At 48.3% G+C, this 25,752-nt stretch carries 26 protein-coding genes; 21 read left to right on the forward strand and 5 right to left on the reverse strand.

Annotated features, from left to right (window positions below):
- The first annotated feature begins 3 nt into the window (after positions 1 to 3).
- Genes GKG41_RS11885 through GKG41_RS11910 form a run of 6 tightly spaced genes read left to right on the forward strand, consistent with a single transcriptional unit; the run spans position 4 to position 6,602 of the window.
- Positions 4 to 417 carry a PrgI family protein gene (locus tag GKG41_RS11885; protein ID WP_154258884.1) on the forward strand — a complete coding sequence of 138 codons (414 nt, stop codon included), beginning with the start codon at positions 4 to 6 and terminating at the stop codon, positions 415 to 417.
- A complete protein-coding gene (locus GKG41_RS11890) occupies positions 410 to 2,767 on the forward strand; it encodes a VirB4-like conjugal transfer ATPase, CD1110 family (RefSeq protein WP_154258886.1) in 2,358 nt (785 codons plus the stop codon). Before GKG41_RS11885 ends, GKG41_RS11890 begins: the two co-directional genes overlap by 8 nt.
- Positions 2,767 to 3,177 (forward strand): DUF6075 family protein, encoded by a 411-nt coding sequence (locus GKG41_RS11895; protein ID WP_154258888.1) that lies wholly within the window; start codon positions 2,767 to 2,769, stop codon positions 3,175 to 3,177. Before GKG41_RS11890 ends, GKG41_RS11895 begins: the two co-directional genes overlap by 1 nt.
- A gap of 24 nt (positions 3,178 to 3,201) precedes the next feature.
- The gene (locus GKG41_RS11900; RefSeq protein ID WP_154258890.1) at positions 3,202 to 3,954 is read left to right on the forward strand and encodes a DUF6674 family protein; all 753 of its coding nucleotides are present in this window, start codon (positions 3,202 to 3,204) and stop codon (positions 3,952 to 3,954) included.
- 17 nt (positions 3,955 to 3,971) lie between these two features.
- Positions 3,972 to 4,760: a class B sortase gene (gene srtB, locus GKG41_RS11905; RefSeq protein WP_154258892.1), complete on the forward strand. Its 789-nt coding sequence runs from the start codon at positions 3,972 to 3,974 to the stop codon at positions 4,758 to 4,760.
- Positions 4,761 to 4,793: 33 nt separating this feature from the next.
- A complete protein-coding gene (locus GKG41_RS11910) occupies positions 4,794 to 6,602 on the forward strand; it encodes a CHAP domain-containing protein (protein WP_154258894.1) in 1,809 nt (602 codons plus the stop codon).
- Positions 6,603 to 6,647: 45 nt separating this feature from the next.
- On the opposite strand, the gene GKG41_RS11915 is transcribed toward GKG41_RS11910, so the two are convergent.
- The 3 genes from GKG41_RS11915 to GKG41_RS11925 all read right to left on the reverse strand — a co-directional run bounded on the left by GKG41_RS11915 (position 6,648) and on the right by GKG41_RS11925 (position 8,862).
- Positions 6,648 to 6,980: a helix-turn-helix transcriptional regulator gene (locus tag GKG41_RS11915; protein ID WP_347563315.1), complete on the reverse strand. Its 333-nt coding sequence runs from the start codon at positions 6,978 to 6,980 to the stop codon at positions 6,648 to 6,650.
- Positions 6,981 to 7,204: 224 nt separating this feature from the next.
- Positions 7,205 to 8,149 carry an AraC family transcriptional regulator gene (locus GKG41_RS11920; protein ID WP_154258896.1) on the reverse strand — a complete coding sequence of 315 codons (945 nt, stop codon included), beginning with the start codon at positions 8,147 to 8,149 and terminating at the stop codon, positions 7,205 to 7,207.
- Positions 8,146 to 8,862 (reverse strand): SDR family oxidoreductase, encoded by a 717-nt coding sequence (locus GKG41_RS11925; protein WP_154258898.1) that lies wholly within the window; start codon positions 8,860 to 8,862, stop codon positions 8,146 to 8,148. The genes GKG41_RS11920 and GKG41_RS11925 overlap by 4 nt, the downstream gene beginning before the upstream one ends.
- A 140-nt stretch (positions 8,863 to 9,002) precedes the next feature.
- On the opposite strand from GKG41_RS11925, the gene GKG41_RS11930 reads away from it, so the two are divergent.
- The 15 genes from GKG41_RS11930 to GKG41_RS12000 all read left to right on the forward strand — a co-directional run bounded on the left by GKG41_RS11930 (position 9,003) and on the right by GKG41_RS12000 (position 22,659).
- Positions 9,003 to 10,364, forward strand: coding sequence for an MATE family efflux transporter (locus GKG41_RS11930; RefSeq protein ID WP_154258900.1), 1,362 nt, complete (start codon positions 9,003 to 9,005; stop codon positions 10,362 to 10,364).
- 43 nt (positions 10,365 to 10,407) lie between these two features.
- A complete protein-coding gene (locus tag GKG41_RS11935) occupies positions 10,408 to 11,172 on the forward strand; it encodes a Cof-type HAD-IIB family hydrolase (RefSeq protein ID WP_154258902.1) in 765 nt (254 codons plus the stop codon).
- Positions 11,173 to 11,216: 44 nt separating this feature from the next.
- A complete protein-coding gene (locus GKG41_RS11940; protein ID WP_173015598.1) occupies positions 11,217 to 12,605 on the forward strand; it encodes an MATE family efflux transporter in 1,389 nt (462 codons plus the stop codon).
- 223 nt (positions 12,606 to 12,828) lie between these two features.
- Positions 12,829 to 13,992, forward strand: coding sequence for an iron-containing alcohol dehydrogenase (locus GKG41_RS11945; RefSeq protein WP_154258906.1), 1,164 nt, complete (start codon positions 12,829 to 12,831; stop codon positions 13,990 to 13,992).
- A gap of 17 nt (positions 13,993 to 14,009) precedes the next feature.
- Complete coding sequence (locus tag GKG41_RS11950; protein WP_347563316.1) at positions 14,010 to 14,453, forward strand: C-GCAxxG-C-C family protein; 444 nt, start codon at positions 14,010 to 14,012, stop codon at positions 14,451 to 14,453.
- Entirely contained in the window at positions 14,450 to 14,968 is a 519-nt protein-coding gene (locus GKG41_RS11955; protein ID WP_243141032.1) for a rhodanese-like domain-containing protein, read from the forward strand. The genes GKG41_RS11950 and GKG41_RS11955 overlap by 4 nt, the downstream gene beginning before the upstream one ends.
- 17 nt (positions 14,969 to 14,985) lie before the next feature.
- Positions 14,986 to 15,651, forward strand: a complete 666-nt coding sequence (locus GKG41_RS11960) for a hypothetical protein (RefSeq protein WP_154258910.1) — start codon at positions 14,986 to 14,988, stop codon at positions 15,649 to 15,651.
- 123 nt (positions 15,652 to 15,774) lie between these two features.
- Positions 15,775 to 16,350 (forward strand): sugar O-acetyltransferase, encoded by a 576-nt coding sequence (locus GKG41_RS11965; RefSeq protein ID WP_154258911.1) that lies wholly within the window; start codon positions 15,775 to 15,777, stop codon positions 16,348 to 16,350.
- Positions 16,347 to 17,195 (forward strand): aldo/keto reductase, encoded by an 849-nt coding sequence (locus GKG41_RS11970; protein ID WP_154258912.1) that lies wholly within the window; start codon positions 16,347 to 16,349, stop codon positions 17,193 to 17,195. The genes GKG41_RS11965 and GKG41_RS11970 overlap by 4 nt, the downstream gene beginning before the upstream one ends.
- A gap of 103 nt (positions 17,196 to 17,298) precedes the next feature.
- On the forward strand, positions 17,299 to 17,658 hold the full coding sequence (locus GKG41_RS11975; protein WP_154258914.1) for a winged helix-turn-helix domain-containing protein: 360 nt from the start codon (positions 17,299 to 17,301) through the stop codon (positions 17,656 to 17,658).
- A gap of 531 nt (positions 17,659 to 18,189) precedes the next feature.
- Positions 18,190 to 18,636 (forward strand): sigma-70 family RNA polymerase sigma factor, encoded by a 447-nt coding sequence (locus GKG41_RS11980; RefSeq protein ID WP_347563317.1) that lies wholly within the window; start codon positions 18,190 to 18,192, stop codon positions 18,634 to 18,636.
- A gap of 609 nt (positions 18,637 to 19,245) precedes the next feature.
- Positions 19,246 to 19,776, forward strand: coding sequence for a type II toxin-antitoxin system PemK/MazF family toxin (locus GKG41_RS11985; protein ID WP_154258916.1), 531 nt, complete (start codon positions 19,246 to 19,248; stop codon positions 19,774 to 19,776).
- 9 nt (positions 19,777 to 19,785) lie between these two features.
- Positions 19,786 to 20,022, forward strand: a complete 237-nt coding sequence (locus GKG41_RS11990; protein ID WP_154258918.1) for a helix-turn-helix domain-containing protein — start codon at positions 19,786 to 19,788, stop codon at positions 20,020 to 20,022.
- A 66-nt stretch (positions 20,023 to 20,088) separates the two neighbouring features.
- The gene (locus tag GKG41_RS11995; RefSeq protein ID WP_154258920.1) at positions 20,089 to 21,318 is read left to right on the forward strand and encodes a site-specific integrase; all 1,230 of its coding nucleotides are present in this window, start codon (positions 20,089 to 20,091) and stop codon (positions 21,316 to 21,318) included.
- A gap of 141 nt (positions 21,319 to 21,459) precedes the next feature.
- Positions 21,460 to 22,659 carry a site-specific integrase gene (locus tag GKG41_RS12000; RefSeq protein ID WP_154258922.1) on the forward strand — a complete coding sequence of 400 codons (1,200 nt, stop codon included), beginning with the start codon at positions 21,460 to 21,462 and terminating at the stop codon, positions 22,657 to 22,659.
- Positions 22,660 to 23,013: 354 nt separating this feature from the next.
- Here GKG41_RS12000 and nhaC read toward each other — a convergent pair whose 3' ends face one another.
- Both nhaC and GKG41_RS12010 read right to left on the reverse strand, forming a co-directional pair.
- On the reverse strand, positions 23,014 to 24,456 hold the full coding sequence (gene nhaC / locus GKG41_RS12005; protein ID WP_154258924.1) for a Na+/H+ antiporter NhaC: 1,443 nt from the start codon (positions 24,454 to 24,456) through the stop codon (positions 23,014 to 23,016).
- Positions 24,457 to 24,480: 24 nt separating this feature from the next.
- Complete coding sequence (locus GKG41_RS12010) at positions 24,481 to 25,593, reverse strand: alanine dehydrogenase (RefSeq protein ID WP_154258927.1); 1,113 nt, start codon at positions 25,591 to 25,593, stop codon at positions 24,481 to 24,483.
- Between the last annotated feature and the right edge of the window lie 159 nt (positions 25,594 to 25,752).

Here is a 25,752-nt window from a genome sequence, read left to right on the forward strand (position 1 = left end):
ATTTTGGAAGTCAAGATCAATCGAGAAATCCGTAATTACACGGAGAGTATGTTTTTTGGGCTGTCCATGCGGCAGTTCATCTTTTCGGTACTGGCCTGCGGTGTAGCCGTGGGCCTTTACTTTATCCTGCGCCCCTACTTCGGCGTAGAAACCCTTTCCTGGATGTGCATTTTGGGAGCGGCCCCCTTTGCCCTGCTGGGGTTCATCACCTATCACGGCATGACGGCGGAGCAGTTCATCTGGACATGGCTGCGCTCGGAGATGCTGGAACCTAAAGAACTTAAATTTCATGACTGCAACTACTACTATGTGGCCCTCAAAGGAAGCATCGAGGAAGCGCAGAACGGCAGTTCCGGCAGAAAGCGCAAACACCATCCGAAATCCCTGAGCAAGCGAAAGGAGGAAAAGCATGATTAAGACCATCAAGACAATGGCCAAACAGGAAAAGGAACGCTACAACGTCCCGCGTAAAGTGCAGGATGTGATTCCCGTCCGCCGTATCTGGCCGGACGGCATTTTTCTTGTGGGGACGAAGTTCACCAAGACCTATAAGTTCACCGACATCAACTATCTTGTGGCCAGCCGTGAGGACAAGGAATCCATGTTCCTGACCTATTCGGAACTGCTGAACTCTCTGGACTCCGGGGCGGTAACGAAAATCACCATCAATAACCGCCGACAGAATCGTACCAACTTTGAACAGTCTGTACTCATGCCTATGTGCAGCGATTTCCGTGACAGGTATCGCCAAGAGTACAATCAGATGCTGCTGGATAAGGCCACGGGAGCCAACGGCATTATGCAGGAGAAGTATATCACCATTTCCGTGGTGAAAAAGGATATTGAGGAAGCTCGCGCCTACTTTGCCCGCGTGGGTGCCGACCTTGTTTCCCATTTTGCGGCGCTGGGTTCCAAGTGCGTGGATCTGGATGCCACCGAGCGCCTGCGCATCCTGCACGATTTCTACCGCCAGGGCGAGGAGGCGGAGTTCCGGTTCAATGCCCGCGAGATGATGAAGCGCGGTCATGACTTCCGGGATTATATCTGCCCGGACGGGATCGAGAAGAACAGCGACTATCTGAAGCTGGGCGAAAAATACTGCCGCGTCCTGTTCCTCAAGGACTATGCCAGCTATATCAAGGACAATATGGTGACGGAGCTGACGGACTTCAATCGAAACATGATGTTCTCCATCGACATTGTGCCGGTTCCTACCGATGAAGCCGTCCGCGAGGTGGAGAACCGGCTGCTGGGTGTGGAAACCAACATCACCAACTGGCAGCGCCGCCAGAACGCCAACAACAACTTTTCTGCGGTGGTTCCGTATGACATGGAATTGCAGCGCAAGGAGAGCAAAGAGTTTCTGGACGATCTCACCACCCGCGACCAAAGGATGATGTTTGCCGTCATCACACTGGTCATCACCGCCGACACCAAAGAACAGCTTGACAGCGACACCGAAGCGGTTCTTTCCGTTGCCCGCAAGCACATGTGCCAGCTTGCCACATTGAAGTTCCAGCAGCTCGACGGCTTGAACACCGCGCTGCCCATCGGGGCGCGTAAGATCAATGCGTTCCGCACTCTGACCACCGAGAGCCTTGCAGTGTTCATCCCCTTCAAAGTACAGGAGATACAGGACAAAGGCGGCATCTACTTCGGAGAGAACGCCATTTCCCACAACCTCATCATGTGCAACAAGGCAAACCTCTTGAATCAATCAGCCTTCCTGCTGGGCGTACCGGGAGCCGGTAAATCCTTCAGCGCCAAAGAGCTGATCGCCTTCCTCATGCTGCACCCGGACTATGCCAACGACGATATTCTGATCTGCGACCCCGAAAATGAATTTGGTGCGCTGTGTCAGGCGCTGGGCCGGGATATGGCTTCTGTGATCCACATGGCTGCGGGCGGCAAAGACCGGCTGAATGCCATGTATATGGTAGAGGGATACGGCGAGCAGAATCCCATCGTGGAAAAATCCCAGTTCATCATGTCCCTCATCGAGCAGATCGACAAGACCGGCGTGGGGCCGCAGCACAAGTCCATCATTGACCGCTGTACCGCTCTGGTGTATCAGGATGCGGAGCGCACCGGCAGGATTGCCACACTCTGCGATCTGCGCCAAAAGCTGCTGGAGCAGCCGGAAGAAAAGGCAAAGGATATTGCCCTTTCTCTGGAACTGTTCACCACCGGCTCGCTGGACATCTTCGGGCGGGAAAGCACCGTCGATTTGGATAAGCGTGTGGTGGTGTTTGATATTCGCGGCCTGGGACAGCAATTAAAGCCCACCGGCCTGCTGGTCATCACCGACACCATCCTCAACCGTGTCACCCTCAACTGGAAACGAGGCAAGCGCACCCATGTGTTCCTTGACGAGTTCCATGTGGTGTTTGAGAACGAGCAAAGCGGCGTGTTCTTCAACTCTGCATGGCGTCAGTTCCGTAAACGTGGTGCCTATCCTACCGCCATCACCCAGAACGTGGAGTACCTGCTGGATTCCGTGCAGGCCAGCACCATGCTCTCCAACTCCGAGTTTATCGTCATGCTCAATCAGGCAGCGTCCGACCGGGAGAAGCTGGCCAAGCTCCTCAATATCTCCAAAGAGCAGATGAGCTATGTCACCAACGCTGACGCAGGCTGCGGCCTGATCCGGTATGGCAGCGCCCTGGTTCCGTTTATCAACCGCTTCCCCCGTGATACCGAGCTGTATGAACTGATGACCACAAAACCCGGCGAGGGTGTATTCGGCGGCGAGAAGGAGGCAATGTGATGAATACGAAAAATATCCGTTTTGCATCCGAGGAACACCGGGACTTCTTTCTGTCCATGATGGACAAGTCCCGGCACAATGACAGCTACCACCGTTCCTTTTTCTATGTGATGGGGATTGCCCCGGAAACACGGGCCAATATCCAGCAGATGTTTAATTTCAAGGAGGATTGCATCGAGCCAGACGGAATGGACGGCGGCTGGCAGACCAGCGGCACCGTCCGGGTGTGCCGTCTGGCCTTTAACCTCTGGAATGGTTATACCGACCCGGAGCAGAGCAATGCTTTTTCCCCGGAGGACTTGTTCTGCTGCGAGTTTGCGCCCTACTTCATGGAGGGCATCAAAATCCGTTATCCCGAATACTGCCGGGAACTTCCGCCCGTCAAAAGGCAGGCGGAACCGGCACGATAAACACTTAGATTGGAGGTATCAAGTATGGCTGAACCGGCTATTGCCCTGCGGGAGCATCCGCAGATCGTGGAACTCTTTACCGTTCTGGAGCAGAACGGGCTTCACCAGCAGAAGGACGAGGTGCAGGCGCTGGTGAATTATATCGACGGCATGGAGGATAAGCTGTCCCGGATGGTGGACGAAATGACCGCCATGCGCAAGGAGGTTGACCGGCTCCATGACAAAAGTATTCAGGCCAAATGCACCTACCTGATGAATACAGCAGAAAACAAGGTGTGTCAGGTCAGGAATATGGTATCCACCGCCAAGAGCAACACCATTTCTGCTGCCGGACGCATGGTACAGACCTTTCATGAAAAAGGCCGTGCGGCGCTGCGTCATGCGGTGCAGGCTTTGCGTGTCCCCGCAGTTCTCACTCGAATGGAGCATGGCTTTTCCCATGCCAGCAAGACGATGGAACAGTGTGCCGGACGCATGGATATGATGCGGGAAGAACTGCATCAGGCAGGTGGTCATCTGAAAAGTGCCGGACGCGCTCTTGTGGGAAAAGATGCGCAGCAAGTCAAAGAACTGGATGCTGACAAAGGGGCGCTTGCTAAGTTGAGGGGCTTCCTCACGTCCTGCGGCAAGGCGTTTTCCGAAATGGAGCGCGGTGCTGGCCGGTTGGCGGAAAAGGCTGGCGGAGAAAAATCCTCTGTCAAAACTGAGCTGACGGCTCTGAAAGCAGTACCGTCCGGCCAGCATCGGACAGACCCCGGCAAGGATAAGGCACGATAAATACAGGAGGGCAAACCATGAAAAAAGAAGTAAAAACCAAAGTGATGATTGCTGGGGCGGCCTTTTGTGCCGCCCTTTTCCTTTTCTCCGGCTTTATGCTCTGTCGGGAATATCTCGACCAGAAGCAGAGCGCCGAAGCCTTTGACGCTGTGGCAGAACTGGTAAAAGAGGAGCCGGAACTGTCTGCCCCGGAGCTGGAAAACGGGCAAGAGCCGGTGCAGGAGGAAGTGACGGCCTTTGAAAAGTATGCCGAGGTGTATGCCCAGAACAGCGATTTGGTGGGCTGGGTATCCATTGAAGGGACGCAGATTGACTATCCCATCATGCAGACAAAGGACAATCCGAACTTCTATCTCAAACGCGCCTTTGACAAGTCGTACAGCAGTTACGGTGTGCCGTATATGCAGGAAAACTGCGACATCGGTATATCTGATAATCTGGTTCTGTACGGCCACCACATGAACGATGGTTCCATGTTCTCCGACCTTTGCAAATATGAGAGCGAGGACTTCTATCAGGAGCATAAAATCATCCACTTTGATACGCTGGAGAGTTTTGGAGAGTATGAAGTGATTGCCGCCTTCAAGACGGTAGCCTACTCCCAAGAGGGGTTCAAGTATTACCATTTTGTCCGGGCGGAGAGTGCAGAGCAGTTTGATGAGTATATTGCAAAATGCAAGGAATTGGCCCTCTATGACACCGGCGTAACCGCCGAATACGGCGACAAGCTCATCACCCTTTCCACCTGCGAGTATTCCCGGACAAACGGGCGGATGGTTGTGGTGGCAAAACTGCTGGAGGAATAAGGGCTGCCCTGCCCCGGAAAGGAGGTGAACCCCATGAGTAAGGGTATCAAGACAAAGACCACCATAAAAGATGTAAAAGCACTGGATAAAGGTGCCGTAGCTGCCGAGCGAATGAAACAGGCATTTATCCGCACCAAAGACAAGGCAGAACACGGGCTGTATGCAGAGGAAAATTCCCCCGGTGAATATGCGGCTGATCGTGTTTCCTATGGTGTGGACAGTGCCACCCATGAGGCAGTCCACCAATTTGATAAGCAGGGCCGCAAGGGAGTACAGACCACCAAAGAGAATCTCTCTAAGGTCAAGGAGAACATCCAAAAGCGGAAATTTGCCGCTGAACAGCCTAAAAAACAAGCAGAAAAGAGGGCGGCACAACAAACCGGGCAGTCTGCTGGTCACTGGAATGGGCGACAGGCGGCGGATACTGTTTCTGAGCCGGTTAAGGCCGCTCATCAGGAGCGCAGCACCATTAAGACGCTGGATCGCGGTCAGAAAGGTATCAAGACGGTGGATCGAAGCAGAAAGACCATCAAACAGACTTCATCCACCGCCAAAGGTGCTGTTAAGACCACCAGCAAATCTATCAAAACAGCGGAAACCACCGCAAAGGCCAGTATCAAAACCAGCCAGCAGGCGGCAAAGGCAGCCCAGCAGACCGCCGTTGCCACAGCCAGAGCCGCCAGAGCTGCGGCCCACGCCGCCCGTGCAGCAGCCATTGCCACGGCTCACGCCATCAAGGTAGCGGCTCACGCCACAGCCGCAGCGGTGAAAGCCATCATTGCGGCGACAAAGGCTTTGATTGCGGCCATTGCTGCCGGAGGATGGATCGCGGTGGTAGTGGTAATCGTCATTTGTCTGATCGGCATGATTCTTGGCTCCTGCTTTGGCATTTTCTTTTCTGGCGAGGACTCCGGCACCGGGCAGACCATGCAGACCGCTGTGCAGGAAATCAACACGGACTATCAGGACAGGCTGGATGAGATCAAAGCATCCCACAGCTATGATGTTCTGGAGATGTCCGGTTCCCGCGCCGTGTGGAAGGAGGTTCTGGCGGTTTACGCCGTCAAGACAACCACCGACCCGGACGCTGCCCAGGAAGTCGCCACAATGGATGATACCAAGAAGCAGCTCCTAAAGGACATCTTTTGGGAGATGAATGAGATCTCATCCAGTACGGAAACCCAGAGCGAAACGGTGATTGAAACCTCGGATGACGGAAACGGCAATATCGTGGAAACAGAAACCACCATTACGAGGACATACCTCTATATCACCGTCAGCCACAAAACTGCTGAGGAGATGGCCGATCACTTTGGCTTCAATGAGGATCAGCGGGAACAGATGGCGGAGCTTCTGGCCGATGAAAACAATCCCCTCTGGTCACAAGTCCTATACGGCATCAGCGGAGGTGACGGTGAGATCGTCACCGTGGCGCTCTCTCAGGTGGGGAATGTCGGCGGTGAGCCGTACTGGAGCTGGTATGGTTTCAGCTCTCGTGTTGAATGGTGCGCCTGCTTTGTGAGCTGGTGTGCCAACGAGTGCGGTTATATCGAGGCTGGCGTCATTCCGAAGTTTGCGGCCTGTGCCTCTCAGGGTGTGCCGTGGTTCCAGGAGCGGGGACTGTGGCAGGACAACAGCTATGAGCCGCGTCCAGGTGACATTATCTTTTTCGATTGGGATGATGGCGGCCAGGATGGTTCTTCCGACCATGTGGGCATTGTGGAGAAGGTGGAGAATGGCCGTGTCTACACCATTGAGGGGAACTCTGGCGATAGCTGCCGCCAGAACAGTTACCCGGTTGGTTATTATGAGATTTATGGGTATGGAACCCCGGCATATTAACTGGCCAAAAAGAAAAGACCCAGCCGCAAAACGGCTGGGTACATACTATTCTTTCGGCTGGCTTTCCAGTGCAGCCTTTATTGTAGCTTTGATGATTTGCATAGATCGTTCATCGCAGTTGTGCAACATACGGACAATCGTTTCCATTTCAGAATCCTCGACCTGTTTCTCAGGGAAAAATATCTGATCCGGGATAATTGCCAATTCACGGATTAGTTTATACAGGATTTCGTAACTGGGCTTTTTCCCTTCATTTTCAATTCGATATATAAATCTTTCTGAAATGCCCACCCGGTTGGCCAGTTCCTCAACCGTCATATCTGCTTTTGTGCGGGCATTCTTTATGATCTCTCCAAGCATTTCATATTGATTCTGCACTTTTAGTTCACCCCTCTTTTAATTTTAATAGATCATGTCAGTTTGATAATGGCATGACAGTTCAAATTTTAGAGGACTGATTGTGCATCCTTTATAAAAAAGCAGTCGTGGTATGAGGCCACGGCTGCTTTTTTCATTTTATACAGCAAAACAAATAACAATCATAGAAAACAGGCGTTTTTCGATATGCAAATAAGAGTCTTGCTGAACAATCCTGTGAAAAATCACGGGTGATAGTCCCTCGGAGAGCACTGATAATATTCTCGAAATGCTTTGTAAAAATTACTGCTATTGCTATATCCAAGCATAAAGGCGATCTCCTCAATGGAAAGATTGGTGCCTTTTAGCAAAACAACAGCGCGCTCCATCCGCTGTTCCAGCAAGATTTCCGAAAAAGATTTTCCGATTTCTCGATGCAGCAGAGTGGAGATATAGTTTGGGTGGTACGAAAAATGCTTCGATATATCTTTTAGGGTTACAACATCAGAGTGCTCACTCATATAACGGACAATCTTATCTGACAGCTTTTCATCTTTTGGAACCGGGATAGACATTTTATACTGCCTAGCTACCATCATCAGCAGCGTCAGTACCATAGGCTGCAAAATAGCCTGAGTGTCTTCCTGGGGATCAGCGTATTCAATGACCATCATTTCCAGAAGGGTGCGAATACAGCAGGAGTCATCTAAACGAAGGTGAATAAACTCCTCGGAATACTCATTGGTCTGCGGACTGAGGAAGAAGTGAAACAGTTTTGTATCTGCGGACAATACAGGAAGAAACACACGAAAAAAGGCTTCTTTTTGAATCAAAATACCAATGATAATAATGTCGCTTTCACTATGTGCCGAGAGTGCATATCCAGCAAACGGCTGGCCAATATAACATTCATTCTCATGGATCGTGATGTGGTTGTCGTATTTATAGCTCAGTGCACCATAATCGCCTGAATAAGCAAAATTAAGGAAGAAAAAGTCTTGGCGGTGAAACATCTCCTGAATATCAGGGCCTTTATGGACACAAATTATGATATTTTCTTCTGGAGAGCCTGGCCAGGCGTAGGACTTTTCTAATGGACTTCCGGCAGGAACATCAAGATAGCTCCAGTTTCGTTTGGCAAATTGCTCTCCCAGTTTTTCAATTGCTGCATCTAAAACTGAATGATTCATGATATGGACTCCTTGTTCAGCGTCCACCCAAAATCATTATGATAAATCATTTGCTTCGTCATGCCGCCGTCGATACATATATTTTCTCCAGTGATAAAACTTGCCTTAGAAGAGCAGAGAAACAGTACCATATTGGCGATGTCCAAAGGATTGCCCACACGACCAGCAGGATGCTGGATTGCGTCTGCACCGGCGTACTCTGTGTAGGTGGTATCAATCCATCCGGGAGATATGGAGTTGACACGGACTTTACCTCCCAGACTGACAGCCAGTGCATGAGTAAGTGCCGCAATGCCGCCTTTCGCAGCAGTATAACTTTCTGTCTGCGGCTGGCTCATACGGTCACGGGAAGAAGAAATATTCACAATCGCCGCATCTGGAGAAAAATACGGGAGAAAAAGTTTGGTAAGGTAAAACGGTGCTGTCACACCTACCCGCAGGGCGTAGTTGAATTCCTCATAGGAGCACTCTGAAATGCCCTTCATCAACGGCAGAGCATTATTGATCAAATAGTCCACTTTGCCATATTCTTTCCCTACTTTCTCTGCAAAAAGATTTAGCGTTTCTTCTTCTGCCAGATCACCAGTGAAGTAATCATTTGGTTGTTTGTCAATGATACAGACAGATGCGTTATTTTTCTTGAATTCTTCAGCAATACATTTGCCAATGCCTTTTGCACCGCCTGTGATTACTGCTACTTTACCTCGAAACATTTTATCAGCCTCCTTTTCTTTAAATAGTGTATCACAAAATATTAGAAAAAGCCATATGTATCATTAAGTTTCGGCGCTGACATAGGTAGTTTTTCGCTTTACACTATATAGAGAAAGTTTAGAAGAATCTGGAGGGTATCATGTCAGCAAAAATTCAAAACCGCAGCAATGCTGTCTTTTACCGAAAACTTTTTTCCCTTGTATTACCGATTGCTTTTCAGCAGTTTATGTTAGCGGCGGTCAGCGCATCTGATGCCTTGATGTTGGGAGTTATCAGCCAAGATGCGCTTTCCGCAGTTTCGTTGGCAGGGCAGATTACGTTTGTATTTAACCTGTTTATGGGCGGTTTAACGATGGGGACAAGTATTCTGGCCGCACAGTATTATGGGAAAGGTGATAAAGAGTCGATTGAAAAAATTTTCGGCTATGTGACGAGAATATCGTTTCTGATTTCCATTGTCTTTTTTTGTGCCTCGCTTTTTGCGCCTTCCATGCTTATGCGGATATTTACCAGCGAAACGCAGCTTATTTCGGGTGGCATCAATTATCTTCGCATTGTGTCTGCATCTTATCTGTTCACAGGTATCTCGCAGATTTATCTGTGTATCCTGAAAAACACAGATTACGCCATGAAAAGCATGGTCATCGGCTCCAGCGCAGTGGTAATCAATTTATTTTTAAACGCAACTTTGATCTATGGACTGTGGTTTTTTCCTGAATTGGGACTTGGGGGCGCTGCACTGGCTACTTCCATTTCCAAACTGATTGAAATGGCATGGGTTTATGCGGAATCCTTGCGGAAAAACCGTATTCGGCTCCATATCAAATACTGCATTACAGTGGAACAATGGTTGGTACGGGATTACTGGAAATATACCCTCCCCATGCTGGGAGATTATCTGGTATGGGGCGTGGGATTCTCCATGTACTCCGTCGTTATGGGACACCTTGGCAGCGATGCAGTTGCTGCAAATTCTATCGCCAATATTGCCAAAAATCTGATTGTGAGTTTCTGTACGGGTCTTGGAAACGGCGGCGGAATCATTGTTGGAAACGCGCTTGGAACTGGGAATTTGGAGCAGGCGAAACGATATGGTGGTCTGTTATGGAAATTATCCATTGCCAGCGGAATGGTATCTGGACTCCTTCTGATCGCGTTGTCGCCGCTAATTTTGAATGTTACGGTTCTCACCTCACAGGCTTCCGAGTATCTGCAATGGATGCTGATTCTCTGTGCCTGCTACATGGTGGCGAAGGCGATCAACACAACGACAATCGCAGGCATCTTCCCATCTGGGGGTGACTCCAAATTCGGATTGATATGCGATACGATTACCATGTGGCTGTTTGCGGTTCCCGCTGGTTTCCTTGCGGCATTTGTTTTCCATCTTCCGGTGGTCATCGTATTTCTGATCGTCAACCTGGACGAGGTAGTAAAGGTTCCTGCGGCGATCATCCATTACAAAAAGTATGGCTGGCTGCAAAATATAACACGTGAATAGACAATTTATAGATCCCCGTTAATCTATTAGGAGAAAATGCAATATGAAAGAAAAAATCAAGGCTGTTTTTTTTGACCTGGATGGTACTTTAGTAGATAAAAAAACAGAAACAATTCCTCAAAGCACTCAGGACGCTCTGAAAATGTTACAGTGCAATGGAATCAAAGTATTTATTGCCAGCGGACGTCCTCCTATTTGGGCTGCTTATGTGCGCGAGCAGTTTGAGTTTGTTTTCGATGGCAAGGTTCTTTTTAACGGACAGTATTGTGTTGATGCGTCGGATGTTCCTTTTTACCGTCATCCTTTGACAAATACGCAGTGTTGTGCGATTTTGGACTGGATGCAAGATCACCCTTCGATATCTTGTAATTTCATGGAATCGGATTATGTTTACTCCAACTTTTCATCTGCTGGAAATCAGGCAGTGGAAGATCCTGCCCGTTGCTTGAATTATGATACTTACCAAATAAGTCCCCAGATAGGGCCTGAACTGGACGAAGAGATTCTCAGGCGAGTGCCTGGAATAAAATCTGCCCGTTGGAATGATAGCTCTACTGATTTGATTCCCGGTGACGGAGGAAAATCAGTTGGCATGGAGAAGATGCTAGAACATTTTGGACTGCACAGAAACCAGTGCATGGCTTTTGGGGATGGTGCCAATGACATTGAAATGCTCCAATATGCAGCGATCGGTGTGGCAATGGGAAATGGTACTGACGAGGTAAAGCAAGCTGCGGACTATGTTACCGACCCTGTTGATGGAGACGGTATCCACAATGCGTTACGACATTTTGGACTTATTTCATAAGGCGATAAAAGACGATACATGAATACCATATGAGGAGGACTTTCATGACTAAAAATATGACTGTGGGAGACCCACTAAAACTGATCCTTGCTTTTGCAATCCCTCTGTTTATTGGAAATATATTTCAGCAGATATATACTATGGCAGATACTATGATTGCTGGTTACTTCCTGGGGGATTCTGCTATTGCTGCCATTGGATCTACCAGTTCAATCTATTCTCTGGTAATGAACTTCGCGTGGGGATTAAATGGAGGCTATACGATTTTAGTTGCCCGTGAATTTGGCAGCAAGAATCACCAAAAATTTCGCAAAGTGGTAGCTGCTATGTTTTTGCTGAACCTTGCGGGAGGAATTTTGCTGACAGGTTTCGCATTGATCAGCCTTCGCAAGTTAATGTTTTTTCTTAATACACCTGCTGAAATTTTCCAGCAGGCACATCTCTATATTACCATTATCTGCGGTGGCATGAGTACCACTCTGCTTTATAATATGTTGGCTGGATTCCTTCGGGCAATGGGAAATAGCCGAACTCCCTTATACTTTCTGTTGATTTCTTCCGTATTGAATTTGACGTTAGATGCTTTGTTCGTAATCGTATTTCATTGGGGCGTGGGCGGAACTGCATTGGCAACTGTCATAGCACAGTTGCTTTCGGGTATTCTTTGCGGTAGATATATATGGAAATTCTATCGGGAATATCTACCACACACGGGAGATTTTCAGTTTGATAAATCTCTGTATGCTGAGATGCTTTTCTCTGGTTTGGCTATGGCAATGATGCAGTGCATTTTTGCAATTGGCTCAGTGATTTTACAGAGAGCGATCAATGGGTTGGGAGATATTATTATCACAGCACACACTGCTTCCAGACGTTTTGTAGATATTTTTATGATGCCACTTTCTACCATATCCACAGCTGCTTCTACATTCATCAGCCAGAACTGGGGGGCGGGAAAGATAGAGCGCATCAAGGTCGGTCTGAAAAAATCCATAATTCTGGGATTAATCTGGTCAGCTATTTCTATGGTGTTGGTATGGCAGTTTGGCCGATTGATGATTATCGGAATTTCCGGCACGTCAGATGAACAAGTAATTACAAATGCGGTTATGAATCTAAAGATTAACTTTATGTTTTATCCGCCATTAGGTATTCTGCTTTGCCTTCGGGTGGCAATGCAGGCAATGGGGCAAAAGATCGCTCCACTATTTTCCAGCAGCATGGAACTGCTGATCAAAGTGGTAGCTGCCATTTGGATTATCCCGATTGCCGGATACCGGAGTGCTAGTTATACTGAACCAGTGACATGGCTTGTATGCGGGAGTTTACTTGTGGCTGTTTATGCGATATCTTATCATAAAAACTTTCAGAATAGGTTGGCACAGATTAAGGCGCAATACAATACAAAGAACATAGTTGATTTGGGACAGTGATCGTCACTGCTGCTATTATTGACCGAGATAAGAGTGAAGATAGTCTGGCATACACTTCGCTTTCAGGTGCTGCTGACGGTAAGATTCATTACAATAGGTTAATATGAACATTTGCCACATATTACATTAAGATTTAGCGTCGAACTTGATGGTAGAAGATGATAGACTAAAGTTACACACTAAAATAGCAGTCAAATATTAAACATTTCAGGAGGTATGAAGTATGAAAAACTTTATTTTTAACATGCCGACCCGCGTTTTGTTTGGTGCCGGTCAGCTTGACCATCTGCACGAAGAAACGCTGCCTGGGAAAAAGGCGTTGATCGTCACTTCTAATGGTCAGTCTACGAAAAAATACGGCTATCTTGCCCGTGTTCAAAAGGAGCTGGAGCTGGCCGGCGTGGACTATGCCCTGTTTGATGAGATCCGCCCCAACCCCACCCGTGAGAATGTCATGGACGGCGCAAAGGCAGTCAAGGACAACGGCTGTGATTTTGTGCTGGCGCTGGGCGGCGGCTCCGTGATGGATTGCGGCAAGTGCATTGCACTGATGGCTGCGAATCCTGGCGACATTTGGGATTACAGTCTGAGCAAAGAGGGCGGAAAGAAAAATGCTGAATTTGACGCCATCCCCATTGTAGCTATCACCACATCCGCAGGGACTGGAAGTGAAGTAGATATTGCGGCGGTGATCTCCAATGACGCCACCAAGGAAAAAACCGGCATCTTCTTCCTGTCCATGTTCCCGACCCTTTCGGTGGTGGATGCCAGCCTCATGACCAGTGTACCGCCTAAGTTTACCGCTTACCAGGGAATGGATGCGTTTTTCCACGCCTCGGAGAGTGTTATCAATAAAAATGAGCATCCCATGGGAGAGATGTTTGCACTCAAGGCAATCGAACTGATTGCCAAGTATCTCCCTATTGCCTACAAAGATGGCAACAATCTGGAGGCTCGTGAAAACATGGCCCTGGCAAATACGCTCGCTGGTTACTATATGCTCTGTACCTCTGCCCACACCATGGAGCACGTCATGGGCAGCTATCACGAGGATCTTGTTCACGGCGCTGGCCTCATTATGATTGCCCATGCGTATTATGACTTTTTTGCCCAGCGGCAGGCTGCTGAGGAGCCGATGCTGAAAATGGCAAAGGCTATGGGCGTGGATCATCCTACCTCTGGCAAGGATTTTATTCATGCTTTGGATAGGCTGCTGGATTCTATCGGCTGCGCAGAGCTGAAGATGAGCGAGGCTGGTATTACTGAGGATGAACTGAAGCTCTATCCCCAGCGCATCCATGAGGTTCTGGGCGGCGATATTACCGCTGATCCGCTTCCTCTTTCGGATGAGGACTATCTGGAAATCTATCAGAAGTCTTATCGGTAAAAATGGAGAGGTGGACAGTGGAAGAAAAATTAAAAGTAGCAGGTCAAGCCTATGGCAATGGCTATACCTGTTCTCAAGCGGTGTTCTGTGCCTTTGCAGATGAGTTGGGGCTGGATGAAAAAACAGCATACCGCATCATGGAGGGATTCGGCGGCGGCTTTGGCGCTATGCAGGAGGTTTGCGGCGCGTTTTCTGCGGCGGTCGCCGTGATCAGCTTCTATATGAGCAGTGGCAGCATGGACGGGAAAAGCAAAGCGGACACATATAGAGCTGTCCGCCGCGCTGCTGAAATCTTCAAGCAGGAATACGGAGCTATCCGCTGCAAGGAGATCCTGCATGGAAACGCCCCTAAAGCATTTCAGTGCGGGATGAAGGTCAAGGACGCTGTACTGGTGGTTCACAAGGTGCTGGCGGAGGAAGATGCAAAAAAGAGAACGAATGGAGAGGTGGCAGTCGGATGAAAAAAGCGGTCTTGCTTTTTGCGGCTTGCACTGTGATGCTGGTGCTTTCTGCCTGTTCCAATGAGCCGAAACAGGCAGAACAGTCCCAAACATCACAGATGTCACAGTCTGAGTCAAATGAAAGTGAGCAGATACAGGAGAGTACTTCAATTATGGATACAGGAACAGAATGCAATGCAATTGGCGCAATGTCCCCAGAAGATGCACTGGAATATATGCAGACAACCTCTGACTTGGTGATTGTGGATGTCGCTGCCACCAGATGGTATGAGGAAAATCACTTTGAAGGGGCAATCAATATTCCCATCGAGGAATTGGAAAGCGAAGCAGAGGACGCTCTCTATATGGAGATACCCGCAGGGCGTCCGGTATTGCTTCATTGCCGTCTTGGTATGATCGTTCCCGGCGCATACGAGAGAATCTTGGAACTTCGCAGCGATATTCCTGAGATTTCCTATATTGACGGTGCACCATTGTTTGATGAATACAACGCATGGCTGGCGGAACAGGGGTGAGATAGGAGGTGCGGCGTATGCTCCAAATGGTGACATCAGAACAGAAACTCGCAGAATTGGTGCAGGCGTGTGGTTTTGTGCCGCTGCTCAAAAACCAAATTCATGGCTTTTCCGTGGAGGAACATACGCCGCCAAATCTTTGGTTCGTAGATGGCGTGGACGGGCCGTGGGAATGGAAAGGCCCCGTAATCCGCGCTACTGGTTGTGCCTATGGAAAGTTTTTTTGCGGAAAAGCCGGTTTTATCAGTAACGAGTGGTTTCCCGATTTCGCAAACTACCGGAGAGACGGCTATGACTTTGACGCCCGCTATGATGACGGTCTGGCAAGGCACCAGGATAAAATAGTCTATGATGTCCTTGCGAACCATCCCTCCCTGCTCTCAAAGGAATGGCGAAAAATGTGCGGCATCAAAAAGCGCGGGGAATTTGACAGTATTGTGAGCAGGCTGCAAATGTTGGGATATGTGACCACTGAGAATTTTGAGTATGCACGGGATCGATTTGGAAACCCGTATGGTTGGGGCATTGCCCGCTACACAACGCCAGAGGCACTGTGGGGCGAGGAATTTACGAGACGGGTTTATCAACGCACTCCGGCAGAATCGCGGGAGCGGATCGCCGGACGTCTGGCAGAACTTCTGCCCACAGTGGAGAGAGAAAAGATCAGTAAATTTATGGGCTGACCTCCTCTTGGATTTGCGAACATATCGAGAAGTGCATATTTAGGGATGACTTGAATGATAAAGCAGGAAATCTGATAGCAAAGTAACCGCTCTGTGCTTGGGGCGGGGAAAGGAACTTTTTATATGACAGAACTTGAAAAACTGGACGCTGGTTTGGAATATGATTTTTGGGATGAGGGCGTTAATGCCCGAAAGCTCCACGCCATTGAAGGCTGTGCAAAACTCAACGCTATCCCAGTGACAGATGATACCGCGCGGGAGGCTGCCATTCAGGAGCTGTTTGGCGCAGTAGGCCGCTATCCCACCGTCTTGCCGGTATTTAACTGTGACAACGGTAGGAATATCCGTGTGGGCCATGAATTTCTGACAAACTACAATGTAACGATTCTGGATATTGCACCAGTAACGATTGGGGATCATGTGATGATCGGCCCTAACACTCTGATTACAACCGTTAACCATCCACTGTCCCCCAAGGGACGGCGGGCGCATCTGGGGCAAGCCAAGCCAGTGAAAATTGGAAATGATGTATGGATTGGCGGGAACTGTACGATCTTGCCGGGCGTAACCATTGGGAATAATGTGGTGATTGCGGCGGGCGCAGTGGTCACTAAGGATATACCGGACAACTGTGTGGTAGGTGGTGTACCAGCCAAGATCATCCGGGAAATTGAAGATGATACGGAGGAAATGGCATGAAAACATTACAAGATAGCTTTATTTTGAAAAATGGCGTTAAAATTCCTTGTGTGGGATTTGGCACCTGGCAAACACCAGACGGCGAGACCGCAGTGATGGCGGTCAGCGAAGCGATCAAGACCGGATACAGACATATTGATACCGCAGCTTGCTACGGCAATGAAGTCGGCGTCGGTCAGGGCATCAAAGCGTCCGGAATTGAACGGGAAAAGTTGTTTGTTACGAGTAAGGTTTGGAACACAGAGCGTGGTTATGAGAAAACCATTGCCGCATTTGAAAAGACTCTCTCTGATCTTGGTCTTGACTATCTGGACTTGTACCTGATTCACTGGCCTGCTTCGTCCTCCCAGTATGATAATTGGGAGGAAATCAATGTGGAAACCTGGAGAGCAATGACGGAATTGTATAAAGCCGGTCGAATCAAAGCCATCGGTGTCTCCAACTTTCTGCCCCATCATTTGGAGGCATTGATGAAAACAGAAGTGCCGCCAATGGTAAATCAAATCGAGTTCCATCCCGGACAGATGCAAACGGAAACAATTCAATATTGCAGGGAAAACGACATCTTGGTAGAAGCGTGGAGTCCGCTTGGCACTGGTCGGATGTTGAACAATGAAACTCTGAAATCCATTGTGGATAAATACGAAAAATCTGTGGCGCAGCTCTGTATCCGCTGGTGTTTACAAAATAATATCCTGCCTCTTCCTAAGTCTGTTACCCCCGCACGAATCAAGGAGAATACTGCGGTATTTGACTTTGCAATAACCGAAAAAGATATGGATACCATCAACGCCATGGCGTATTGCGGAGGTTCTGGTCTGCATCCTGATCAAGTGGATTTTTGATAATAATGGATTTTTTAGAGAAATGAGGTGAGCGGATATAAAAAAGATAGAGATTATTGCCCGAATCACTGAGGAAGGCGGAGCAACAACGGAACAGCCGCTGATGGCATGGCAAGATCGAAACCATCCTTGGAATGACTATCCGCTCACTTCGCCTACGCTTTCCTATCCGGGACTTGAAATTCGGCTTCATCAGCGACGGGTGCTGCGCGATGGAAAAGATGTAAGGCTTTCAAGATATGAGTATGGTGTTTTGGTCTTTCTGGCGCAGCGTCCCGGCTGGCTATGCAGCAAAGAACAGATATTTGAGAGTGTGTGGCATGAGGACAGTGAGAGTTATCTGTCCGCCGTTACCAATACCATCAGCAGAATCCGTCAGAAGGTCGAGCAGGACAAGGAACATCCGACTTACATACAAACAGTATCCAATGTGGGATATGTTTTCGCAGCAAAACCCTTATAGAAAAGCAGTCGTGGCATCTGCCATGACTGCTTTTTTGTCGAATTACGTCGGGAATTTCGTTTGCAATTAAAGTGCTTTTACAGAGAAATGCGAGCCCCTTCTGGTAATATGAATGGGAAATGCTGATAAGCCCGTTAAAAAAAACGGTATCTTGACGGGCGATAAAACCATGCCCAGACATTATTTCCCTTCAAGCTCCGTTTGAGCAAGGAGGGATATTTTTATGTGCTGGAATACCAACATTGCGCTGCTGATTCGGAGCAGCGAGTTTGATTTAGTGAGGTAGGCCGAACACTCTTTAAGGGTACACGGTTAAAAAAGTTTTGCGCTCCCATTACAACCGTCCGCCCCTTTCTATGAACTGTCATGCCATAATTTATACGAACTAAAAAGAAACGCACTTGCTGTGTGGGGAATAGCCCCGCCATGCAGGTGCGTTTTTGTTTTTATCCGCGATATATGCCCACGGTGCCGTAGCCCCCCCGATCAGTCTGAATTTCTCAAAATTCAGACTGATCGGAGGTAAACAGCGTGGACGCTGATAAAAAGAAAATATGGGTTCGCGGCCAATATGTTGAGGTCACGAATGAAGTATATACCGCCTATATGCAGGGCGATAGAAAAATGCGTTACTTTGAGAACGATCTGAAAACCGAACGGTTTGTTCTTGGAGAGAAGGGGCAGGTGGTACAGGTCATTCCCAGCCGGGAGGATTCTTTAGACCGGCTGATGGATGAAAATGCCCAGCAGTTCGCCCATGAGGAGAGTGTCGAAAACACGGTGCTTCATAAGCTGGAGGTGGACAAGTTACATACTGCCCTGACAATGCTGGCCCCAGAGGAGCAGGCTTTGATCCAGGCATTGTTCTTTGAGGAAAAGACAGAGCGGCAGTATGCGGAAGAATTGGGTGTGTATCGCAATGCCATCCATGTTCGGAAAACCAGGATTCTCAAAAAACTGAAAAAACTTTTGGAATAACGTTGTGCAAACCTCTCACCCAACGGCAAAAAGGGTGAGAGGTTCTTTTATCCCCTCACGGCACCTTGAAAACCGCATACACATTCATCAGATACGTTCCTGCTTCTTTGGCGAAAGTCAAAGCCCAGGCAGCGGCTGCGCGATGATCTGCCATGCAAAACAGCAAGACACCACCAAACGAATGATATGACGGTCTTTGGCTTGATTTGCATGACAGGAAGCGAGAAACAGTTGGCTGCCAGTACCGGGTGGCTCCCGGTATCGGCCATGACCGGAAGCAGGGATAATGATACTCCCGTCCAGCCTAACGTCCGAGCGTTGAAGCGGTTTTTTGCCGTGATCCGTCGCAGGCAATGGGGGCGGTTGCGTGAGAACCACGCAAGGGGTGAGATTCCCCGTGGAGCTGGTGAGCTGCCAGCCGTTTGATGACTTCCCAAGACAATCCGGGGTGTCGAGGACAAATGGGATTGTGTAGAAAATATGGCCATGCAGCAGGACAGTCAGTGAAATAAGAGGAACTCCATGTGTTTTCCCGGCCTTTCTCTTGTCCTGTTGTATGGCCTCTACATAGGCAGAAAAGCGCCTGTCTTTTGAAAGGAGGTCTACAATATGAACAGGACATACTTGCGCGGCGATATGTACTATGCCGATTTGGGCCGGGGAATCGGTTCCGAGCAGGAAGGTTATCGCCCGGTTCTGATTATCCAGAACAACACTGGCAACAAATATAGCTCTACTGTTGTTGTGGCAGCAATCTCCAGTAAGGTAGATGCCAAAGCCAAGCTACCCACTCATTATCTGCTCAAAGCGGAAAACGGTCTGGAACTCCCATCCCTTGTTTTACTGGAACAGCTTCGCACCATTGACAAACGGCGTTTGCAATCCTACATCGGCAGGCTGGACGAATATCACATCCGGCGAATCAACCGCGCCCTTGCAGTCAGTGTGGGGCTGATCGAGGAAATTCCCAAAAACTTAATCATGTGCCTCTGCCCTGCCTGCGCCCATAATTTTTATGGCACAGGCTCTTATTATTTGCGGAGGGTCAATCCGCACCAAGCACAAAGAGATGTCTGCACCTACTGCGGACAGAATGTGGGGTATGACTATGAGGTTGTAAAGAAAGCAGATCGGAGGTGAACATTGAATATGGAAAAACTGATTACCCGTAAAGAGGCGGCGAAACTGTTAGGGATCAGCCTGACTACTTTGGATGAAGCCAGAAACAGCGGATTGATTTCCTATATTCAATATGTACCCAATGGCTGCGTCTACTTTACATCTGCCGGACTCCAGGAATATGTCGCTAAATGTACCCATCGGGCAAAGCCGGTGGAGCGAAAAGATACCTACCGCAATGTGCGAGTGGGAAAAACGCACCTTTGAGGAAATAGAGCCGTTCTGATAAAACAAAGATACAGCGCTGGTACTATTTTTTCGGAGGTGAAGATCATGGCAGTAAAAAGAAAGCGAATCCCTCGATACAGCAGGGTTCAGGTAAACGGCTATGAATATTACAAAACGGAGATTGAGGACACGGAGGGAAAGCGTGTTATTCTATACGGAAAGACCCGCGAGGAACTATACGAAAAAGAACTTACGGCATTGGAGCAGGTTGACAGCGCCACCTTCCGGCGCACATCCCCCACAGTGGCGGAATACTGCGAAAAGTGGCTGCTGATGCAGTCCGTCCATGTGCGCACCACTACCTTGACGGATTACACGTCCAAAGTGCGGCGTCACATTATCAAGGAACTGGGCGAGAAGCGAATGGCCGAGGTGACACTGGACGATATTCAAGTGGCCCTCGTCCCGGTTTCCAAAAAATCAGCTTCGGTCTACAAGTCGGTGGTTATTCTCTATAAGTCTATCTTTCGGGCAGCAAAAGAAAGCCATGTGATTGATAGAAACCCGACCATCTATCTCAAAGCAAAGGGCGGCGGTGTTCCGCAGGAGGAGCGTCAGGCGCTGACCGATGAACAGGCCCAGCGGCTTCTGGATGCTGTTCGGGGATTGCCGCCCTATGTGTTCGTCATGATTGGTCTGTATGCCGGATTGCGGAGGGAAGAAATCCTGGCGCTGCAATGGGACTCTGTATATCTGGACTCCAATGCCCCCTATTTGACAGTGCGAAGGGCGTGGCACACAGAACACAACAGGCCGGTCATCCTTACAGAGTTAAAAACAAAGGCTGCGGAGAGGAATATTCCGCTCCCAGATTGTCTGGCAGAGTGTTTGAGAGAGGCGAAGAAACAATCGACCTCAGACTATGTGGTTGCCAATCAGGACGGCGATCCGCTGTCCTACACACAGTTCAAACGCCTGTGGCAGTATATTGTGACCAGAACAGCAAAGCCGCGAAAGGCTCGCAAACTGGTGGACGGAAAATATGTGAATTATATGCTTTATCCCAAGCTGGGGGAAAAGGCCCGGAACAATGGTCATGTGGTTTATAGTCTGGATTTTGATGTCACCCCGCATCAGCTGCGGCACACCTACATCACCAATCTGATCCATTCCTCGGTTGATCCCAAGACGGTTCAATATCTGGCCGGACATGAGAGCAGCAAAATCACGATGGACATTTATGCGAAGGTCAAATACAACCGTCCCGACGAATTGGCAGGAGTTTTGAACGGCGCATTTGCCGTATGGGATAACGAATATGGGATCGCACAGTAAAATAAGAAGCAGCGGCAAGGGCGAGGAGTTTTCCTCGCCCTTTGCGTTTCCTCTGATCGCACCTTTGAGGGTACTGCTGATTTCTGATAAAAGTAGAGATGGGGGGCGACCTACATATTATATTAGAAAGGAAATGATGATATGGCAAAGAAAAAAGAGTGTATTCCGAAGTACGGAACTGTTGTACGGCGAGGGATTCAATATTACCGGACACGAATCACAGATGCCGATGGGAAAAGAGTGGACTTATATGCTGAAACCTGTGAGGAGTTATACCAAAAGGAACAGGAAGCGCGTCGGCAAGTGGAAGAAGCCATATTCCGCAAAGAACACCCTACGGTTGCGGAATACTGCGAAAAGTGGCTGCTGATGCAGTCGGCAAAGATTTCAGCGGCCACCTTAAGAGGCTACACGATGAGTATGAACAAGTACATAGTCGAGCCGTTGGGTGCTATGTATCTGTCAGATGTGACAGCAGATGATATTCGGCTGGCGCTGATCCCGCTTACCACAAAGTCAGCGGGGCTTTACAGCACCGTGAATATGCTCATCAAGTGCGTATTCTATTCAGCAGAGCGCAGCCAACTACTCGACTATAATCCCTGTGTGGGGATCTCAGCGAAAGGAGGAAAGCAGGGAAAGAAAAAGGAAGCCTTGACGGATGAGCAAACAAAGTTGCTCCTGGATACCATTAAAGGGCTTCCACCATATACATTTATTATGATCGCTCTATACTCCGGTCTGCGGCGGGAGGAAATCCTGGGACTTCAATGGGACTGCGTATTTCTGGACGTTCCCACACCGTATATCTCTGTGCGAAGGGCGTGGCGTTCGGAACATAACCGCCCCGTGGTTTCCACGACCTTGAAAACCAAAGCCGCCCTCAGGGATGTTCCTATTCCCGGATGCCTGGTTGATTGTCTGCGAAAGGTCAAAGAAACCACCATATCTGAGTATGTGATTGCGGATCGGGCTGGCCAACCGCTTTCCTACTCCCAGTTTCAGCGGGTTTGGAAGTATGTAACCGTTCGCTCGACAAAACCTCACAGCTACTATAAGTATGTCAATGGCCAGTGCATCAAAACCACTGTGACCCCTACCCCGGGCAGCCACCAGAAGAACAATCCGGGGTTGGTATATGCCATTGACTTTGATGTGACCCCACATCAGCTGCGGCACACTTACATCACTAACCTGCTGTACGCAGGCGTTGATCCAAAGACAGTCCAATACCTTGCAGGGCATGAAAACAGCAAGACAACGATGGACATTTATGCACAGGTGAAGTATAATAAACCTGAAGAACTGGTAGGCGTAGTCAATGCCGCCTTTCGACAATAAAACAGCATATTTTGTGTCCCCATTTTATGATTAAAAAGTGGGGCAACATTTTGGGCGAGGGCCTGAAAAGCCCGGAATACCAAGGAAAATCGGGTGAAAGAAAGGTTTAATACGGTCTCAAAGCGGCTCGTCGTGCACCCCAGTTCTCTAAGAGATAATCTTTGGACAACTTTATATGTTTATCAGCATCTATGTATGCTATATAACCTCCCAGGATATTTATTCTGGGAGGTTTTTGTAATTTCAGCATATTAATAGTTTTCTTTTCAGAGTTTTATATTGCATTCAAAGCCCGAGTATATTTGATAAAAAAGGAGATGCCCTATAGACAGGGCACCTCCTTTTTAAAAACTGTTAGGCAGCGCTATCATTTTTTAAGAGTTCTGCCTGCTCTTCCGGTGTTAGATAGATAATTCCTTTTTTCAGCAGACTTATGACAATTACCATAATCGGTGGAATGTAAAGCAGGAACGCAAAGGGGGCATATTTCAGTACAGGTATTCCCAGCATCCCCAGCATGGTAATCCCACAGGTGTTCCAAGGAATTAAGGGTGATGTTATGGCACAGCTTTCTGCAAGACATCTGGATAGATTAAGAGGGGAAAGGCCTCTCCTTATAAACTTTTCACGCAGCATGTTTCCTGTCATAACAGCTGATACATAATTATCCACAGCAATAATATTTAGTATAAAACCACACAGTGCTGTTGAAATCATAATTCCGGATGGGGAGTTCACCCTGCCCAGGAGCTTTTCAACCAAAACATGAAGAATGCGTGTTACATCTATTACACCGCCATAAGCGCTGACACAGAGGATAAGAGAGGTGATATACATCATGGAATCCATACCGCCTCTGGTGACCAGGCTGTCCACAATTTCACTTCCCGTATCCCCGCTGTAGCCATAGAGAAGTACGGTTAGAGTATCATGTAGATTTGCACCCTGCACAATCATTGCACACAGTGAACCCACGACTGCCATCAGTAAGATGCCCGGTATTGCCGGAATCTTGAGGGCAATCATTAAAAATACCATCAGTACAGGGAGAATCAGGAGCGGGTGGATTACAAAAGAGTCATGAAGCGTCTCCGTTATCTCTGCAATGGAGGACATTCCTCCGGTACTGCGGGGGGCATAAATCCGGCTGCATATAAAACACATTAGAAGCGCAAGCAAGAAAGAAGGTATCGTATATTTGAATACGTTTTTACAGTGTTCAAATAGATTAACCCGGGCAATGGCACAATGCAGGTTCGGAGTATCAGAGAGTGGCGACAGCTTGTCACCGAAATACCCCGCACCGATGACAATTCCTGCTGTCAGAGGCAAAGGAATCCCCATTCCTTCACTGATACCAATGGCGGCAACCCCAAGTGTTCCGATCATGGTCCAGGAACTTCCCGTGGCTATGGAACACAGCGAACCTACCAGGAAAATAGCTACCAGGAAGACCTGGGGATGAATCATCTGCAGTCCGTAATAAACCAGGGAGGGAACAATACCGCCCTGGATCCAGGAACCGATTACCATGCCCACCATAATGAGGATTAGTACCGCCTGCATGACAGAAGCAATTGACTTTAGTATAGAATTTTCCAGTTCCTGCCAGGTATATCCCATCCGTATTGCTATCAGCGCAGTGAGAGCAGCTACAACAATAAATGGAATATGGACATCAATTCCAAGCACTGCTACACTGTATACAAGAACTCCAATTAGAATAACCATTGCGAGAATAATTTCCCATATATAAGGCTTGCGGGGAGGCGCTTTTGGTTTGTCCCTTTTATCCATATACCATGGCTCCTTTCTCCGGAATTAATCCAGCATGCCGAGATTAAAAGGTGTGCATGGAAGATTGTGATTGCGGGCAACTTCATCATGGACAATTTTTCCATTTAGAGTACATACGGACTGGAACAGGGCCGGATCCTCTGCACAGGCTCTTTTCAGTCCCTTATCTGCAATAGCAAGAATATATGGGCCGGAAGCCATAAGCAGAGCTTTTGTGGCAGTCTTTGGACAGAGCGCCGGCATATTGGCCACATTGTAATGGAGGATACCCTCTTCGTAATAGGTGGGATCAAGCAAAGTTGTATAGTGCATGGTCTCAATAATTCCATTTCCAACAATATCAATGATTACAGCATCTTTTTTCATGCCCCGAACTACTACTCGGCTGATGAGACAGGGCTGATTTGGGATGGCATAGATGGTATTCAGCAGCACATCAGTATTGGAAATTAAGTTATATACAGTACTATCCTCCCAGCAGACAACCTCTGCAGCGGGGAGCATATAGCGCAGCTCAGCAATACGCTTCCAGTAATTTTCTACAATGGTAACCTGGAGGCCAAGACCCAAAGCTATCTCAGCTGCATTTAAGCCGGCATGTCCGCCGCCTAAAATTAATACTTTTGGGGCCGGCAGTCCGGACAGTTTTCTAAACAGAGTTCCGCTTCCGCCGTGATCTACAAGTCCGTATTTAATAGCTTCAAGCATTGCCAGAGAACCAGCAATCTCGCTCATGGGTTTAATAGTAGGACGAGTCCCGTCAGGAAGTTTAATCAGTTCCATTCCAATTCCGATAGTACCTGCGTCCAGCATGGAATGAAGCATATCGAAATCAACATCTTCTGCCAGATGGAACCATGACATGACGATCTGATCCTTTTTTAGTAGTCCATATTCCTGGGGCTTTAACTCTTTTGCTTTTACTACAAATTCAGCCTTGTCGTAGATATCTTCTATACATTCTTTGATTAAGGCGCCGGCGTTTTTGTAATCCTCGTCGGTAAATCCCGCCTTTGTGCCTGCCTGTGTCTGTACCATAACTGTGTGGCCATGTTCCGTCAGTGTTTTACTCCACTGAGGGGTTAACGCAACTCTGGTCTCACCGGCTTTTACTTCCGTTGGGCAACCAATTATCATAATACATACCTCCTATATAATATTTTTAACATACAATGCATTGATTTTGTTAAAGTTATTGTATAATATGAACATTGAGTTGTATATGGTACGTACTGTCCAGAAAAAGAGCAAAAGAGGATACCCCTACTCCTTTTCTGGTTCCGGTCTTCTCCGTAT

This window comes from Lactonifactor sp. BIOML-A5 (genome assembly GCF_009677585.1).
Taxonomy (GTDB): Bacteria; Bacillota; Clostridia; order Lachnospirales; family Lachnospiraceae; genus Lactonifactor.

What these genes read in the sequence shown, in the direction of transcription:
- GKG41_RS11890 (WP_154258886.1), top strand. Translation starts at nt 410, where the DNA reads ATGATTAAGACCATCAAGACAATGGCCAAACAGGAAAAGGAACGCTAC.
- GKG41_RS11895 (WP_154258888.1), top strand. Translation starts at nt 2,767, where the DNA reads ATGAATACGAAAAATATCCGTTTTGCATCCGAGGAACACCGGGACTTC.
- GKG41_RS11900 (WP_154258890.1), top strand. Translation starts at nt 3,202, where the DNA reads ATGGCTGAACCGGCTATTGCCCTGCGGGAGCATCCGCAGATCGTGGAA.
- srtB (WP_154258892.1), top strand. Translation starts at nt 3,972, where the DNA reads ATGAAAAAAGAAGTAAAAACCAAAGTGATGATTGCTGGGGCGGCCTTT.
- GKG41_RS11910 (WP_154258894.1), top strand. Translation starts at nt 4,794, where the DNA reads ATGAGTAAGGGTATCAAGACAAAGACCACCATAAAAGATGTAAAAGCA.
- GKG41_RS11920 (WP_154258896.1), bottom strand. Translation starts at nt 8,149, where the DNA reads ATGAATCATTCAGTTTTAGATGCAGCAATTGAAAAACTGGGAGAGCAA.
- GKG41_RS11925 (WP_154258898.1), bottom strand. Translation starts at nt 8,862, where the DNA reads ATGTTTCGAGGTAAAGTAGCAGTAATCACAGGCGGTGCAAAAGGCATT.
- GKG41_RS11930 (WP_154258900.1), top strand. Translation starts at nt 9,003, where the DNA reads ATGTCAGCAAAAATTCAAAACCGCAGCAATGCTGTCTTTTACCGAAAA.
- GKG41_RS11935 (WP_154258902.1), top strand. Translation starts at nt 10,408, where the DNA reads ATGAAAGAAAAAATCAAGGCTGTTTTTTTTGACCTGGATGGTACTTTA.
- GKG41_RS11940 (WP_173015598.1), top strand. Translation starts at nt 11,217, where the DNA reads ATGACTAAAAATATGACTGTGGGAGACCCACTAAAACTGATCCTTGCT.
- GKG41_RS11945 (WP_154258906.1), top strand. Translation starts at nt 12,829, where the DNA reads ATGAAAAACTTTATTTTTAACATGCCGACCCGCGTTTTGTTTGGTGCC.
- GKG41_RS11955 (WP_243141032.1), top strand. Translation starts at nt 14,450, where the DNA reads ATGAAAAAAGCGGTCTTGCTTTTTGCGGCTTGCACTGTGATGCTGGTG.
- GKG41_RS11960 (WP_154258910.1), top strand. Translation starts at nt 14,986, where the DNA reads ATGCTCCAAATGGTGACATCAGAACAGAAACTCGCAGAATTGGTGCAG.
- GKG41_RS11965 (WP_154258911.1), top strand. Translation starts at nt 15,775, where the DNA reads ATGACAGAACTTGAAAAACTGGACGCTGGTTTGGAATATGATTTTTGG.
- GKG41_RS11970 (WP_154258912.1), top strand. Translation starts at nt 16,347, where the DNA reads ATGAAAACATTACAAGATAGCTTTATTTTGAAAAATGGCGTTAAAATT.
- GKG41_RS11975 (WP_154258914.1), top strand. Translation starts at nt 17,299, where the DNA reads ATGGCATGGCAAGATCGAAACCATCCTTGGAATGACTATCCGCTCACT.
- GKG41_RS11985 (WP_154258916.1), top strand. Translation starts at nt 19,246, where the DNA reads ATGAACAGGACATACTTGCGCGGCGATATGTACTATGCCGATTTGGGC.
- GKG41_RS11990 (WP_154258918.1), top strand. Translation starts at nt 19,786, where the DNA reads ATGGAAAAACTGATTACCCGTAAAGAGGCGGCGAAACTGTTAGGGATC.
- GKG41_RS11995 (WP_154258920.1), top strand. Translation starts at nt 20,089, where the DNA reads ATGGCAGTAAAAAGAAAGCGAATCCCTCGATACAGCAGGGTTCAGGTA.
- GKG41_RS12000 (WP_154258922.1), top strand. Translation starts at nt 21,460, where the DNA reads ATGGCAAAGAAAAAAGAGTGTATTCCGAAGTACGGAACTGTTGTACGG.
- nhaC (WP_154258924.1), bottom strand. Translation starts at nt 24,456, where the DNA reads ATGGATAAAAGGGACAAACCAAAAGCGCCTCCCCGCAAGCCTTATATA.
- GKG41_RS12010 (WP_154258927.1), bottom strand. Translation starts at nt 25,593, where the DNA reads ATGATAATTGGTTGCCCAACGGAAGTAAAAGCCGGTGAGACCAGAGTT.